Source organism: Prevotella multiformis DSM 16608 (assembly GCF_000191065.1).
Lineage (GTDB): Bacteria > Bacteroidota > Bacteroidia > Bacteroidales > Bacteroidaceae > Prevotella > Prevotella multiformis.
In genome coordinates, this window is the sequence record NZ_GL872282.1 from 704492 (window position 1) to 717418 (window position 12927).

Consider the following 12927-nt stretch of genomic DNA (forward strand, 5'->3'; position numbering starts at 1 on the left):
CCCAAGCCTTGGGAACGGGTGTCTCAATGTCTGGTAGGATACGTTATGTGCAGAGACTGATGAAAGACAACGCCTATGCCATCCATGGATGGATGCCTGACTACTGTTCCATATAGGAAGAAAGCGCACGGGACCATCCGACACAAAACGGCAGGACAGACGGGTTGTCTGCCCTGCAGAATTGACATCCCCGACACGCTCCGTGCGCTTATTTCGTCTGTGCCGAGATGGCCTCCTTGATCAGTCCCTCCAGCTCCTCGGCCAGTTCGGGATTGTCCTTGATCATCGTCTTGGTGGCATCACGGCCCTGGGCGAGCTTCGTGTCCTTATAGCTGAACCAGCTGCCGCTCTTCTTGATGATGCCGTACTGCACGCCCAGATCGACGATCTCGCCGATCTTTGAGATTCCCTCACCGAAGGTTATCTCGAACTCCGCCTTGCGGAAAGGAGGAGCTACCTTGTTCTTGACAACCTTTACACGAACTTGGTTACCGATCACCTGATCGCCGTCCTTGATAGATGTAACACGGCGGATATCAAGGCGGACGGAACTGTAAAACTTCAGGGCGTTGCCACCCGTTGTTGTCTCTGGGTTACCGAACATCACACCAATCTTCTCACGCAACTGGTTGATGAAGATGCAACAGGTGTTGGTCTTTGAGATGGTGGAGGTGAGCTTGCGCAGAGCCTGACTCATCAAGCGTGCCTGCAGGCCGACGGCAGAGTCGCCCATGTCGCCTTCGATCTCCTTCTTCGGCGTGAGGGCCGCCACGGAGTCGATTACAAGAATGTCGATGGCGGAGGAGCGGATCAGCTGGTCGGCAATCTCCAGAGCCTGTTCGCCGTTGTCAGGCTGCGAAATCCAGAGGTTATCCACATCCACGCCGAGCTTCTCCGCATAGAAACGGTCGAAGGCATGCTCGGCATCGATGAAGGCAGCGATGCCGCCCTGCTTCTGCGCCTCGGCGATGGCATGGATGGCGAGGGTGGTCTTACCGGAACTCTCCGGACCGAAGATCTCGATGATGCGGCCACGCGGATAACCGCCCACGCCGAGTGCGGTATCAAGGGCCACACTGCCCGTAGGGATGACCTCTACCTGCTCTATCTGTTCATCGCCCATCCGCATGATGGACCCTTTCCCAAAGTCTTTCTCTATCTTGGACATCGCGGCCTGCAAGGCTTTCAGTTTTCCCTCAGCAGCTGATGCAGCGCCTGTATCTTCTTTTGCCATATACTATATATCTCGTTTTTGATTGATAAAACATTATTTCTTCTTTCTGCTTTTTGGATAGGGCAAAACCTCTGCTAAGGTCTTGACAACCCTGACTGCAAAATCAGACCTTGAAACATCTAAAACGTAGTGTTCCTTGGCACCTTCGTAGGGGAATCCACGTTCGGCAGACAGCATCATCGGCTTGATCGCCTCGTGTTCTTTCACGTAAGGTATATTGTCGCAGGCTGTGATGACGGGCTTTTCGTCAACATAAATGATGTAACCGCCAAACATTTTCCTGTATCTCACAGTCCCTGCCGCAGCTATCTGACTGCAGACAAATTCGATAAAATCCAAAGAGCAAGCCATCTTCTTATAGTTCTAAATCACCGCCGAACACTTCATGCCAAGGCAGGCCCTGCTTATTGAGCACCTCCAGGAACGGATCCGGATCGAAGTCCTCCACGTTCCATACACCTGGCTTGCGCCACAGTCCCTTGAAGAACATCATTGCACCAGCCATTGCCGGCACGCCTGTCGTATAGCTCACGCCCTGCATACCTGTCTCATTATAGGCATCCTGATGCTTACAGTTGTTATAGATGTAATAAGTCTGTTCCTTACCATCCTTGATACCACGGATACGGCAGCCGATGGAGGTCTCGCCGTCATAGTTCTCGCCGAGGTCCTGCGGGTTAGGCAACACCGCCTTCAAGAACTGCAGAGGCACGATCTTCACCTTCGCCGTCTTGCCGGAGCCGTCAGCCAACGGTGCTTCGTATTCAATCTCGTCGATACGGCTCATGCCGAGGTTCTGGATGCAGTCGAGGTAAGTAAGGTACTGCTTGCCGAATGTCATCCAGAAGCGGGCACGCTTGATAGTAGGATAATTCTTCACCAGTGACTCCAGCTCCTCGTGGTGCATGAGATAAGAGTCACGGGGGCCGATGTTCGGATAGGTCAGATCCTGATGCACAGCCAGCGGCTCTGTCTCAATCCATTTGCCGTCCTCATAGTAAAGTCCCTTCTGAGTGATTTCACGGATGTTGATCTCCGGATTGAAATTCGTGGCGAACGCCTTGTGGTGATTGCCGGCGTTGCAGTCAACAATATCGAGATAGTGAATCTCATCAAAGTGATGCTTTGCTGCGTATGCAGTATAAGCCTGCGAAACACCCGGATCGAAACCGCAGCCGAGGATAGCCGTCAGTCCCGCCTTCTCGAACCGGTCCTTGTAAGCCCACTGCCAGCTGTATTCGAAGTGCGCTTCGTCCTTCGGCTCGTAGTTGGCGGTGTCGAGATAGTTGCAGCCGCAGGCCAGGCAGGCGTCCATGATCGTCAGATCCTGATAAGGCAGAGCGAGATTGATCACCAGCTCAGGCTTGAAGTCGCTGAACAATGACTTCAGCTGCTCCACGTCGTCCGCATCCACCTGTGCGGTCTTGATGTCGGCCTTGTAGCCCTTGTCATGGATGGCCTTGACCAGTGCGTCGCACTTTTCCTTGCGGCGGCTGGCAATCATGAACTCCGTAAACACGTCCCGGTTCTGGACGATCTTGAAAGCGGCTACGGTGGCCACACCACCTGCACCGATCATTAAAACTTTTCCCATTTATCTTACTTGTTATTTTATCTTACCGTCTATTTCTGAAGAAGAGATGCCCATTGAATTCAGAAGCGAATACCCCAGAATCTGCTGCCTGAAGTTGCCGCCCTCGACAGGCTGCATGGCAAAGAGCGTGACATGCTTCAGCTCATCATCGACCTCCTCAAAGATTCTCTTAATGGAATGCAGCAGGGAGCTGTCCTCTGCATCCGGCACGACCATGATGCGTTTCACCTCCTCATGACTGCAAAGGACATTCAGCAGATCGAGCAGGACAGCCTCCTTCCCGCTCTCTTCATGTCCCGTGGCAATGGCGTTGATGATGAACTCGCCGAGACGGGCGTCCCTGAAAGCCTGTCCGTTCAGCTCCTTCTCATAGTCGGACGGGGCGAAGTTCTCCAGCTTCAGGTGCTTCCTGTCGTGCAGCAGAACCACCTGCGTCTCGTGGTCACCGGGCTTCAGCCGTCCGTCAAGAGCGATGTCAACAGCCCACTGACTAAAGTCGGCGGCAGGAATCCGACGGTCCAGCATCCGCTCAAAGTTCACGATGAGGTCGAAAGCGACATGGTCTATATAATCACCGTCTGCGATGATGATGTTTTCACTCCAACGTATATTCTGTGCCTGCTGTGCATTCATAGCCACAAAGATACACTAAATCAAGCGAACTGCAAAATAAATGCAGCCGTTTTTGATTCCATGCAGGAGGAGAAAAACGGAGTCTGAGGCCGGCGGACCGGAGAGACGGAGCGCAGGCCGGCGATTCAAGGCCAACAGGCGGGAAGGCAGGAACAGTCGGCAGGCAGAGGGACAGGGGCAGCAGACAGAGATATTGGAAAATCCATACGGCCGTGCGTTTCATCGGCATCCGTCCTTACGCAGAGCCTCCTCCGCAGGCGGATCCGCCCACAGGGCGGCAGAAAAAAGGGTCTTTCGTTCAATGCGTGGATGCTTTCCATATAGCTTTAACGGAAGAACCGAAGTGGTTCATTCAACAAAAACATGGCCAGACCGACAACTGCCTGTTCTGTCATCATCACCTGATACAAAGACCTTTTCATTTTGATACGTTGAAAAGACAGATAAGGTTTTGAAAAACCATTGCATAATTTCAAACAAATCATCTGCAAATATAAAGAACACGTGCAAAGAGCAGATTTGTAACCAGCAGTCAATCAACTGGTTATTAAGCCATTCGTAAAAGGTGCCTGATTGGGCTTCAAAAGGGCGTTGGTAACACGCTGAAAGGGCATCTGCTGCAAGTCAATCAGGCATCTTTCAGGAGCCAGAAGAGCATGTGTCAGCTTTGGACCGCATAAAAATGTTTACAAACACCGATGATATGAGAATAAGTTGTTTGTAGAAGTCGGAAAGACATGCTGACGGACAGACATCGTATCTGTTTGTCTTTTTCCGGTATTTTATCTTGCAGTTTATCCTGTCTTTTAAGACTGTCTGATTCTGGACAGTCATACCCTGCAAGGGCATAAGCCTTTATCCTGTTTCCAATCTACGCATTTAACGGAAGAACCGAAAAAAGGCGACGGTCATTGCGACCATCGCCCTCCTATCAATGATTGTTTCAGATAATTACATTCCCAGTGCCTTCTTGGCATCCACGTTGTCAGGGTTCACTTTCAGCACCTTGTTGAAATACTGGTCAGCAAGCTCTTTGTTGCCCTTCTTCGAATAGTAGTAGCCGAGGCCGTAGTACACGCTCTCCAGATAGCTCTTGCTGTCCTCATCGAGCTTGGGCTTCTTCTCCTCATAGGCAGCCACCTTCTGATAGATCTCAGCCACCTTGTCCGGGTCGTTCATGAGCTGTGCCACATTCGCCTGGTTCAGCCATACCCAGTCGGAGATAGACGGGAACTTCTCGACCATCTGCTCGTAGACATCCAGCGCCTTCGCCAGGACGGCATTCTTCTCGTCACGGTCCGTCAGAGCCTCCGCCTTCGTCACGTACGTGTTGGCAAGCGTCGCCCAGTCGTTGTTGGTAGCCTTCCTGCTCTTGGAGAGATACTCCTGCTGCACCTCGAGCGACTTGTCCTCATTGCCCTGTGCGGCATAGATGGCAGCCAGCGTCTTCAGAGGCTCCACGTTCTTCGCATCGACCTCGAGCGCCTTGTTGACCGTGCTGACGGCCTCGTCATACTGCTGCGCACCGCAGAGCGCCTTGGCATAGACATCATAGTCGTTGGCGACCTTCTTGCCCGTACCGGCGAAGACCACCTTTCCGTAGCTGATGGCAGAAGGATAATCCTTCAGTTCGACCGACGCCATCATGGCGATACGGCTGAGGTATTCGCTGTTCGGGAACTTCTGCAGACCCTTCTTCATGACATCCAATGCCTTCTGGTAGTTCTTCGTGATGTAGGCGGCGAAACCGTAGTTGTAGAAGTTGTCCTCGGACATATAGGCAGGATTCCCCTTGTCGTACCATGCGAGCGCCTCCTTGTACTTGCCGTCGCTGAGCATGATCTCCGCAGCCGTCGCCTCAACCGGGTAATCCGGCTTCACCTTGCGGAGCTCTTCGAGCTTGGCGACAGCCACCTTGGAGTTTACATGGCGGTAGACCTTCGCATAACGCTCGTAAGCCGCGACGTTCTGCGGGTCGAGGCTGATGGCGGTCTGGTACTGCTGTGCGGCGGCACCGGCGTTGCCGATGGAGTCCTGGAGAGCCGCGATGTCGCCCAGGAGGACATACCCCAGACTTCCGTTGAACTTCTTGTTGTTCACCACGCTGTTGGCAATATCGGTCGCAGCGGTGAAATTGTGCTGCAGCAGATAGACGTTGCCCAGTGCGACGATCGCCTCTTCACTTTTCTTGAAGGTCTTCTGATACTCCTTGATGAGATCCTTGGCCGCCTTCGGGTCGTTCGGTGCGGCCTGGATGGCAGCGGTGATGGGTTTCAGTGCCTCGGCATAGTTGACTTCCTGTGCCGTTGCCGGCGCAGACATTGCCAACATCAATGCTCCGGCGATAAGATATTTCTTTGTATTCATAATTCTCGTTCTTTAAAGGGTTACTTTCTGTGAGGGGATGGGTGATAATAGGTGATGATAAGCTGGGATGGGCGGAGAAAAGCGATGATAAGCGGAAATGGCAGGGAGAGGAGAGACTCCGGAGCTGTGACCGCTCCTTTGTGACCGCCGCTTTCATGGGTGCCACTTTGATGCCTGTCGGATGCCGCCTGCCAGCGCTATTCCGTCTTCACCTCCACTTCCCGGATGTTGATCTCTCCCCGGTAAGGCAGCAGACCCGCCTTGAAGATGATCTTCTGTCCGATCGGATTGGTGACGAAATTGGCAAAAGCCCACGGCAGCGCCTTGTGGGGATCAGCAACGATGGCATAGATCGTCCTGACGAACGGGTATCTGCCGTCGAGCAGGTAAGCCTGATAGGGCTGCCAGCTGTTGCCGGGCTGTGCGACGGTGGTCTTAGAGATGCCTACCACCGTGATGTTCTTCTTGAATGTGGTGTTCGTGGAGTCGCGGTGGTCGTTCAACCAGTTGGATCCGATGACACCTATCGCATTGGGAGTCTTGTGAACATAGTCGATGACCGCCTTGCTGCTGCTGGCCGCGACGATGTTCGCGCTCTTGATGTTCTTTCCGCCTAAGATGGAATCGACGACATAATGCAGCGTCGCCGAAGCCCTGTTGTCGAAGACGACTTCGATGTCGCCCCGGCCGCTCTTCGGATCCAGCTGTTTCCATCGTGCAATCTGTCCGCTGAGAATCTTCTTCACGTCGCCGACCGTGATGCAGGAATCGCTGTTGGCACGGTTCACGATGAAGGCGATCCCGTCATATCCTATCGGGAATACCTCCGGAATAGGACCTTTCCCCCGTAACATGGCGTCCTCTCCCTTCGTCAGCTTGTGCGAAGTGAAGAAGAGGTTGACCTTCTGGTCGAGGATCAGTTTCATCCCCTTGTTGTCGTCCGTATAGATCGGCAGCAGGTGGGTCTGTGGATAACGGAACTGATACGTCTGCAGCAGTTCCTCGATAATAGGACTAAAACTTTCGTCAGAGGCGAACTTAATCGTCCCTGACGTCGGTGTATCTGTTCTGCCGTCCCTGACCTTCTTCTGTCCGCAGGCGGACAGAAGGAAGCCGAGGGTCAGCATCCATCCTACTGTAATGTAGAATCTCGGTCTTTTCATATCAGTCGTGCTTTTACTGCAGCTTGAAGGTGATGGGCAGGGTGAACCAGACGTTGGCCGCCTGGCCGTTGTTCATGCCCGGGTTCCACTTCGGCATGCTGTTGACAACACGCAGCGCCTCACGGTCGAGCGACGGGTCGACGCCGCGGAGGACCTGTGCCTGGCTGACGCTTCCGTCGCGTCCGACAACGAACTTGACGATGACGCGTCCCTGGATGCCGTTTTCGGCAGCCACAGCCGGGTACTGCAGGTGCGAGCTCAGCCATGCGTTCACATTGCCCTTGAACGAAGGCATCTGCTCCGCCACGGTGAAGATCTTGTTCTCCACCTCTTCCTTGGGTTCCGGCTTCGGAGCCTCAACGACCGGCTTCTCGATCTTCGGCACAACCTGTTCGGGAGTAGCGACGGTCGTACGTGCAGCGACTTCGGTACGGTCCTCCGTACCTTCCTTGTTCTCCACGCCGACGGCTTTCGTCTCCTTGTTCATCTTGACCATAGGCGGCATTTCCTCCTTCACGTCCTTGTCGTCCTTGATGACAGGGGCAGTGAACTTGACAGTGGCACGCGTTTCAGGCACCACCTTCTCCGGTTCGATCTTCTTCTGTTCCGGTTTCGGCTGGTTCTTCTTGCGTTCCGCCTGGTCCTTCTTTGCCTGTTCGAGGGCTGCCAGCTCCATCTTGGCCGCATACGCCGCCTGGGCTGCCAGTTCGTCGTTGTGCTTCTTGATCTGGTAAGCCAAGTAACCACCGCCGAGGAATGCAGCACACAGCAGAATAGCCAATGCTTTGATGTTACGCTGGGAGACGGTCTTACGGAGCCTGTAGGCACCGTATTCCTTGTTCTTTCCGGCGAACACCATGTCGACCCATTTCGGATCGTATAGATCTATTTTTGCCATTGTTTCTTTCTTTAATTGTTTACGAATCAGTGATTAAGCCTTCACACCTTTCTTGGCCAGAAGAGCCTTGTCCTGGTCTGTCAGCTTGTCAATGACGTAAGTTCCAATATATGAAATCTGCATTTCATCGAGAATGTCTACCAAGTGACGATAAGAAGCCTGATCGGTCGGCTTGATGATAACGGTCATTGTCGATACCTTCTTGCCGTTGATCATACCGCTCTTGATGGCAGCGATCTCCGACTGGTAGATGCTGTCCGGATAAGCCTTCGGATCGGCCTGCTTCTTCTGGTTCAGCTCCTTGACGGCAATTTCCATGTCCTGATACGGGACGGTGATTGCCTCGCCGGTAGAAGGATCGCCCACCTGCTTGTGCTGGAGAACGTACCGGATGCCTTTCGGAGTGTTGCTCCAGTCGGCGGGTTTCAGCCAGTTCGCATTGTCGTACTCGGGTTTACCGTTGCCGTAGAACATCTTGTCTCCGTCGGCGATGTAGATCGTGATGGAGTGCGACTCCTTGGCTTCGTTCTTCTTCGTATCGTCCTGCGTCTTGTCATTGCTCGGCATGGTCAGCTCCATCGTCGAAGGCTTGCTAAGCGAGGTACAGAGCATGAAGAAGGTGATGAGCAGCATCAGCATATCCACCATCGGCGTGAAGTCCACGCGCACGGTCATCTTCTTCTGCTTACTTTTCTTTTCCTTTGCCATTACTTAGCCCCTCCGTTAGCTGCCTGGGCAGCCTTTTTAGCGTCCAACTGCGTGATCATGTAGTAATGGCTCTCGTCCATGTCCTGGAGCTCGCTCATTACTTTCTTAACTGTTCCATAAGGAGAATCGGCGTCGGACTTGATGGCAAGTCTCACCTTCGGGTTCACCTGGCGGGCTGCGTTGACCCACTGCTGGAACTCCGTCATCTCCTGTCCCTGGATACTGTCGAGAGGAATACCCATCTTAGGGAGTTCTTTGCTCCGCTCTGCGGCCGGCTTTGACAGGTAGGCTGCCAGCTTGTCGAGAGGAGTACCAAATGTGGACTCTGCCACGAAAGTCTTCTTCTGTGCGGGTGTCAGGGTGGTCATCTGGTCTACGATCTGCGCCAGTTCGTTGGTGTTGTCGTAACTCAGGAACACCTGTCCTTCGCCGGTCGGCTTGCCGTCAGGTCTCTTTTCAGGACTGACGAGAATCGTCAGGACGCCGTTCTCCGGCACCTTGGTCTCGGACACGGAACCCGGGGTGTTCACCTTCACCGGCTCGTTCTTTACGAACGTCGAAGTCAGCATGAAGAAGGTAAGCAGCAGGGTCATCACGTCGGACATAGGTGTCATGTCGATCCAGACGTCACTCTTCTTAATTTTTACTTTACCCATAGCGATAAATATTTAAAGGGTCAGCAAAAATTAAGCCTCTTCCGTGTGGTTTACTTCGTATGTCTGAGCGATAGAATAACCAACCTCGTCGAGTGCGTAAGTCAACTTGTCGACCTTGTTTGAGTAGTAGTTGTAGGAAACCACTGCGCACCAGGATGTAGCGATACCGAATGCGGTGTTGATCAGGGCCTCGGAAATACCGGCAGACAGTGCGGCAGAGTCGGCGCCGCCGCCTGCGGACAGAGCGGAGAACGACTTGATCATACCGGTTACCGTACCGAGAAGACCGGTCAGCGTACCGAGGGTGACGATGGTGGCGATGATCGGGAGGTTCATCGTCAGGGTCGGCATCTCGAGCTGCGTAGCCTCTTCGTGAGCCTGCTGGATCTTGGATACCTTCTGTGCTTTCTTCAGGTTAGCGTTGGCACCTGTCTCCATGTCCTTGTAAGCGTTCAGGGAAGCCTTCACCACGTTTGCCACAGAACCCTTCTGCTTGTCGCAGAGCTGGTTGGCCTTGGCGAGGTCGTTGGCGTTGAGAGCTGCCTTGATGTTTGCAACGAACTTGGGAAGCGCACCCTTGCCGAAAGCGGTCTTCAGCGCCAGCCAGCGCTCGATGGACATAGCCAGCACGGTGAGCAGGAGGGTGTGGATGACCGGAACGACAACGCCGCCCTTGAAGATGGTACCCCATACGTCAGCCGGTGTCTCGTTGGTACCCGGATCCTGGAAGTGCATGTCGTTGCCGAACCATGTGAAGAACAGTACGAACGCAACGATGGCGCAAACGACGATGATCCAGAATGCACCTCTAACTCCTGTGAAGCCCTCGGACTTTTTCTTCGGGGCTGCTTTTTGTTGTGTAGTTGCCATAATTTGATGAAATTTTTAATTTTAGGTTATTAATGAATTAAATTGTTAATATCTTTCTGATTCTTAAGTGTTTGTAAACAGACACGCTACGGCACACCGCCGGAAAGGGGGTCTTATCTCCGCAAAGATAGCAATTAAAAGAAAATTATAGGTACGATTAATAACATTTAACAATCGTGGTTGTATAGTTTTTGCCTGTACTTCCTTACAATTTGCTTTTCCGTTCTCATTCCAGCCTTGAGAGTACGCCCTTGATTCGGCGAAGTGCTTCCTTTATGCTGGCGTCGTCCGTCGCGTAGCTCATCCGGAAACAGCCGGGTGCGCCGAAGGCTTCGCCGCCCACCGTCGCCACGTGTCCCTCTTCGAGAAGGTAGAGGGCGAGGTCGGTGGAATTGCGGATGACCCGCTTCCCGTCGCTCCTGCCGAAGAAGGCGGAGCAGTCCGGGAAGAGATAGAACGCTCCCTGCGGCACATTCACTTCCAGTCCCGGGATGTCCTTCGCCAGGGAGACGATCAGGTCGCGGCGGCGGCGGAAGGTCTCGCGGAACGCTGCCACGCAGCTCTGGTCGCCTTCGTAGGCCGCCAGGGCCGCCATCTGGCTGACGCTGCTCGTGCCGGAGGTGTACTGTCCCTGCAGCTTGCCGAGTCCCTTGACGATCCACTCCGGCGCGGCCACCCATCCGAGCCGCCAGCCCGTCATGGCGTAGGCCTTGCTGACGCCGTTGCAGACCACCGTCCGTTCCTTCATGCCCGGACAGGCGGCGATGCTGCTGTGCCCCCCTATATAATTAATGTGTTCGTAGATCTCGTCCGAGAGGACGAACAGGTCGTCATGGGCGAGCACCACCCCGGCCAGCTCCCCGAGTTCCTCTTCCGAATAGACGCTCCCCGTAGGATTGCTCGGCGAGCAGAGGATGACCAGCTTCGTCTTCGGCGTGACGGCCGCTTCGAGCTGCGCGGCGGTGATCTTGAAGTCCTCCCCGATGCCGGCCGGAACGATGACCGGCACACCACCCGCCAGCTTCACCATCTGCGGATAGCTCACCCAGTAAGGAGCGGGGATAATCACCTCGTCGCCGGGATTGACCAGTGCCAGGATGGTGTTGCACACCCCCTGTTTGCCGCCTGTCCCGACGATGATCTCGGAAGCGGCGTAGTCCAGACCGTTCTCCCGCTTCAGCTTCTCTGCGATGGCTTTCCGGAGGGCGGGGTAGCCGGGGACGGGCGAATACTTCGAGTAGTTGTCGTCGATCGCCTGCTTGCCCGCCTCCTTGACGAAGTCGGGGGTCATGAAGTCCGGTTCGCCCACGCTCATGTTGATGACGTCGATGCCCTGCGCTTTCATCTCGCTGCTCTTCTGCGACATTGCCAGCGTTGCGGAAGGTGCCAGCCTGTTCAGCCGGTCTGATAGTTGTGCCATTGGACTTTCCTTTCTTTGTAAATGATTTCAAGTACAAAAGTACGTAAATTCATTCTCATAACGTAAGATTTCTTTCTTTATTTTATCTTGCCGGCATTTTTCCTGCCTAATTGACAGCCGAAACCGCCCTCCGGGTGTCATGGGGGCAGTCTGCGGACGGAAAAAGAGGGAAAACGGGATTGCGGTTTCCTGAAAAAATCACCGGTCAATTGTCTGCCTTACTTTCCTTGTGGACGGCACTCTCCATCGCACATAAAAAGTTCGAGATGACGGTTACACCGAAATAAAAAAAAGTTCGGGTCGAAGAGACTTCAAACCTAATTTTAGGTTGAGAATCAGGATGCCCGAAATTGAATTTAAACTTTTATGAATATAGCATAGGAGGTTGTCAGATCTTTCAATCTCCCTGAAAATATCTTTGTTGAATATAATGTGATAAATGTTTTGTAATCCGAAAATAAAGTCGCACCTTTGTAAGTAGATATAACTGAACGTAAACGATAGAAAGGAAATTAATCATGATTGAATTAGCAGTATGTGCCTGCATCTTCGGGGCAGGAATTAAGGCTGCGTTAGGCGGGGGAAATAGCCGTAAGCGTGGGAGAAGAAATAGCAACTATAAGGATGCTATGGGATGGTCACATGATAACCATCAGAAGTTATTTTAAGATGAATCATTAACTATGGGTACGCTTTTATCGGCGTACTCATTAACGTTTATATGTTATGGGAAAGATAAGACTGTTTCTTGTAGCTCTGCTCATGGCGATTACATTAAATAGTATGGCACAGGGCAAAACGGCACCTGATACGCAGAGAGACTATTATATGTATTCTTACATTGAAGTTAGATGGGCTAATAAGGCTAATGGAGAACAGTGCTTTGTAATATTGATGTCTCCGGGAGAAAATGGACAACAGCGTCCTTCTATCATGAAAACTACTGATGGGAGAGCTATCGTTGTGCGAAATATGATGGAAGGGCTTGCATATTTGGAAGTGAATGGCTGGGAGATTTTGGAGCCAAGATCGGAGGGAGGAACAGGGAAATGGATTGTTAGGAAAAAAATATCATTTGCAGATCTAAGCAAGATTGTTGAAGCAAATACAACATATGAGACTATAATCCCAAAAGTTCAACTCACTTTGAGCGAGAAGACTTTAAAGGTAGATTATGAGTAATTACTTTCTCTTCATGTAATAATACATTATTTGAGGTAAATAAGATATGATTTAATATATCCGTGGGGAAGATTTTTCTTCTCCACTTTTTTATTATAGTAAACCCCCACCGACGCAACTCTTCTACGCCGGCAGGGGTGCTAACAAGTATTGATAGTAAGAAATTATTTCATTCCATAACCTCGCTGTCGCTCTTGTTCTT

12 protein-coding genes are annotated in these 12927 nt (G+C 52.5%); 1 reads left to right on the forward strand and 11 read right to left on the reverse strand.

Annotated features, from left to right (window positions below; all coding sequences use genetic code 11):
- Nucleotides 1–208: 208 nt before the first annotated feature.
- From recA to HMPREF9141_RS02905, 11 genes are all read right to left on the reverse strand, one after another.
- Complete coding sequence (gene recA, locus HMPREF9141_RS02855; protein ID WP_007366952.1) at nucleotides 209–1234, reverse strand: recombinase RecA; 1026 nt, start codon at nucleotides 1232–1234, stop codon at nucleotides 209–211.
- A gap of 33 nt (nucleotides 1235–1267) precedes the next feature.
- The gene (locus HMPREF9141_RS02860) at nucleotides 1268–1585 is read right to left on the reverse strand and encodes a TfoX/Sxy family protein (RefSeq protein ID WP_007366953.1); all 318 of its coding nucleotides are present in this window, start codon (nucleotides 1583–1585) and stop codon (nucleotides 1268–1270) included.
- 4 nt (nucleotides 1586–1589) lie between these two features.
- The gene (locus tag HMPREF9141_RS02865; protein WP_007366954.1) at nucleotides 1590–2828 is read right to left on the reverse strand and encodes a saccharopine dehydrogenase family protein; all 1239 of its coding nucleotides are present in this window, start codon (nucleotides 2826–2828) and stop codon (nucleotides 1590–1592) included.
- 12 nt (nucleotides 2829–2840) lie between these two features.
- Nucleotides 2841–3461: a DUF6621 family protein gene (locus HMPREF9141_RS02870; RefSeq protein WP_007366955.1), complete on the reverse strand. Its 621-nt coding sequence runs from the start codon at nucleotides 3459–3461 to the stop codon at nucleotides 2841–2843.
- A 951-nt stretch (nucleotides 3462–4412) separates the two neighbouring features.
- A complete protein-coding gene (locus HMPREF9141_RS02875; protein ID WP_007366957.1) occupies nucleotides 4413–5828 on the reverse strand; it encodes a tetratricopeptide repeat protein in 1416 nt (471 codons plus the stop codon).
- Between the two features lie 197 nt (nucleotides 5829–6025).
- Nucleotides 6026–6991: a PstS family phosphate ABC transporter substrate-binding protein gene (locus HMPREF9141_RS02880; RefSeq protein WP_040554173.1), complete on the reverse strand. Its 966-nt coding sequence runs from the start codon at nucleotides 6989–6991 to the stop codon at nucleotides 6026–6028.
- Nucleotides 6992–7004: 13 nt separating this feature from the next.
- On the reverse strand, nucleotides 7005–7889 hold the full coding sequence (locus HMPREF9141_RS02885; RefSeq protein ID WP_007366959.1) for an energy transducer TonB: 885 nt from the start codon (nucleotides 7887–7889) through the stop codon (nucleotides 7005–7007).
- Nucleotides 7890–7922: 33 nt separating this feature from the next.
- Nucleotides 7923–8597, reverse strand: a complete 675-nt coding sequence (locus HMPREF9141_RS02890) for an ExbD/TolR family protein (protein WP_007366960.1) — start codon at nucleotides 8595–8597, stop codon at nucleotides 7923–7925.
- Entirely contained in the window at nucleotides 8597–9253 is a 657-nt protein-coding gene (locus tag HMPREF9141_RS02895; protein WP_007366961.1) for an ExbD/TolR family protein, read from the reverse strand. Before HMPREF9141_RS02895 ends, HMPREF9141_RS02890 begins: the two co-directional genes overlap by 1 nt.
- Nucleotides 9254–9283: 30 nt before the next feature.
- Complete coding sequence (locus HMPREF9141_RS02900; protein WP_007366962.1) at nucleotides 9284–10123, reverse strand: MotA/TolQ/ExbB proton channel family protein; 840 nt, start codon at nucleotides 10121–10123, stop codon at nucleotides 9284–9286.
- 226 nt (nucleotides 10124–10349) lie between these two features.
- Nucleotides 10350–11543 carry a pyridoxal phosphate-dependent aminotransferase gene (locus HMPREF9141_RS02905; RefSeq protein WP_007366963.1) on the reverse strand — a complete coding sequence of 398 codons (1194 nt, stop codon included), beginning with the start codon at nucleotides 11541–11543 and terminating at the stop codon, nucleotides 10350–10352.
- 726 nt (nucleotides 11544–12269) lie between these two features.
- Between HMPREF9141_RS02905 and HMPREF9141_RS02910 the strand changes: the two genes are divergently transcribed.
- Complete coding sequence (locus tag HMPREF9141_RS02910; RefSeq protein WP_007366964.1) at nucleotides 12270–12725, forward strand: hypothetical protein; 456 nt, start codon at nucleotides 12270–12272, stop codon at nucleotides 12723–12725.
- The last annotated feature ends 202 nt before the right edge of the window (nucleotides 12726–12927 follow it).

Bases quoted from the DNA above. Each gene is read 5' to 3' on its own strand.
- recA (WP_007366952.1), bottom strand. From the start codon at position 1,234: ATGGCAAAAGAAGATACAGGCGCTGCATCAGCTGCTGAGGGAAAACTG.
- HMPREF9141_RS02860 (WP_007366953.1), bottom strand. From the start codon at position 1,585: ATGGCTTGCTCTTTGGATTTTATCGAATTTGTCTGCAGTCAGATAGCT.
- HMPREF9141_RS02865 (WP_007366954.1), bottom strand. From the start codon at position 2,828: ATGGGAAAAGTTTTAATGATCGGTGCAGGTGGTGTGGCCACCGTAGCC.
- HMPREF9141_RS02870 (WP_007366955.1), bottom strand. From the start codon at position 3,461: ATGAATGCACAGCAGGCACAGAATATACGTTGGAGTGAAAACATCATC.
- HMPREF9141_RS02875 (WP_007366957.1), bottom strand. From the start codon at position 5,828: ATGAATACAAAGAAATATCTTATCGCCGGAGCATTGATGTTGGCAATG.
- HMPREF9141_RS02880 (WP_040554173.1), bottom strand. From the start codon at position 6,991: ATGAAAAGACCGAGATTCTACATTACAGTAGGATGGATGCTGACCCTC.
- HMPREF9141_RS02885 (WP_007366959.1), bottom strand. From the start codon at position 7,889: ATGGCAAAAATAGATCTATACGATCCGAAATGGGTCGACATGGTGTTC.
- HMPREF9141_RS02890 (WP_007366960.1), bottom strand. From the start codon at position 8,597: ATGGCAAAGGAAAAGAAAAGTAAGCAGAAGAAGATGACCGTGCGCGTG.
- HMPREF9141_RS02895 (WP_007366961.1), bottom strand. From the start codon at position 9,253: ATGGGTAAAGTAAAAATTAAGAAGAGTGACGTCTGGATCGACATGACA.
- HMPREF9141_RS02900 (WP_007366962.1), bottom strand. From the start codon at position 10,123: ATGGCAACTACACAACAAAAAGCAGCCCCGAAGAAAAAGTCCGAGGGC.
- HMPREF9141_RS02905 (WP_007366963.1), bottom strand. From the start codon at position 11,543: ATGGCACAACTATCAGACCGGCTGAACAGGCTGGCACCTTCCGCAACG.
- HMPREF9141_RS02910 (WP_007366964.1), top strand. From the start codon at position 12,270: ATGGGAAAGATAAGACTGTTTCTTGTAGCTCTGCTCATGGCGATTACA.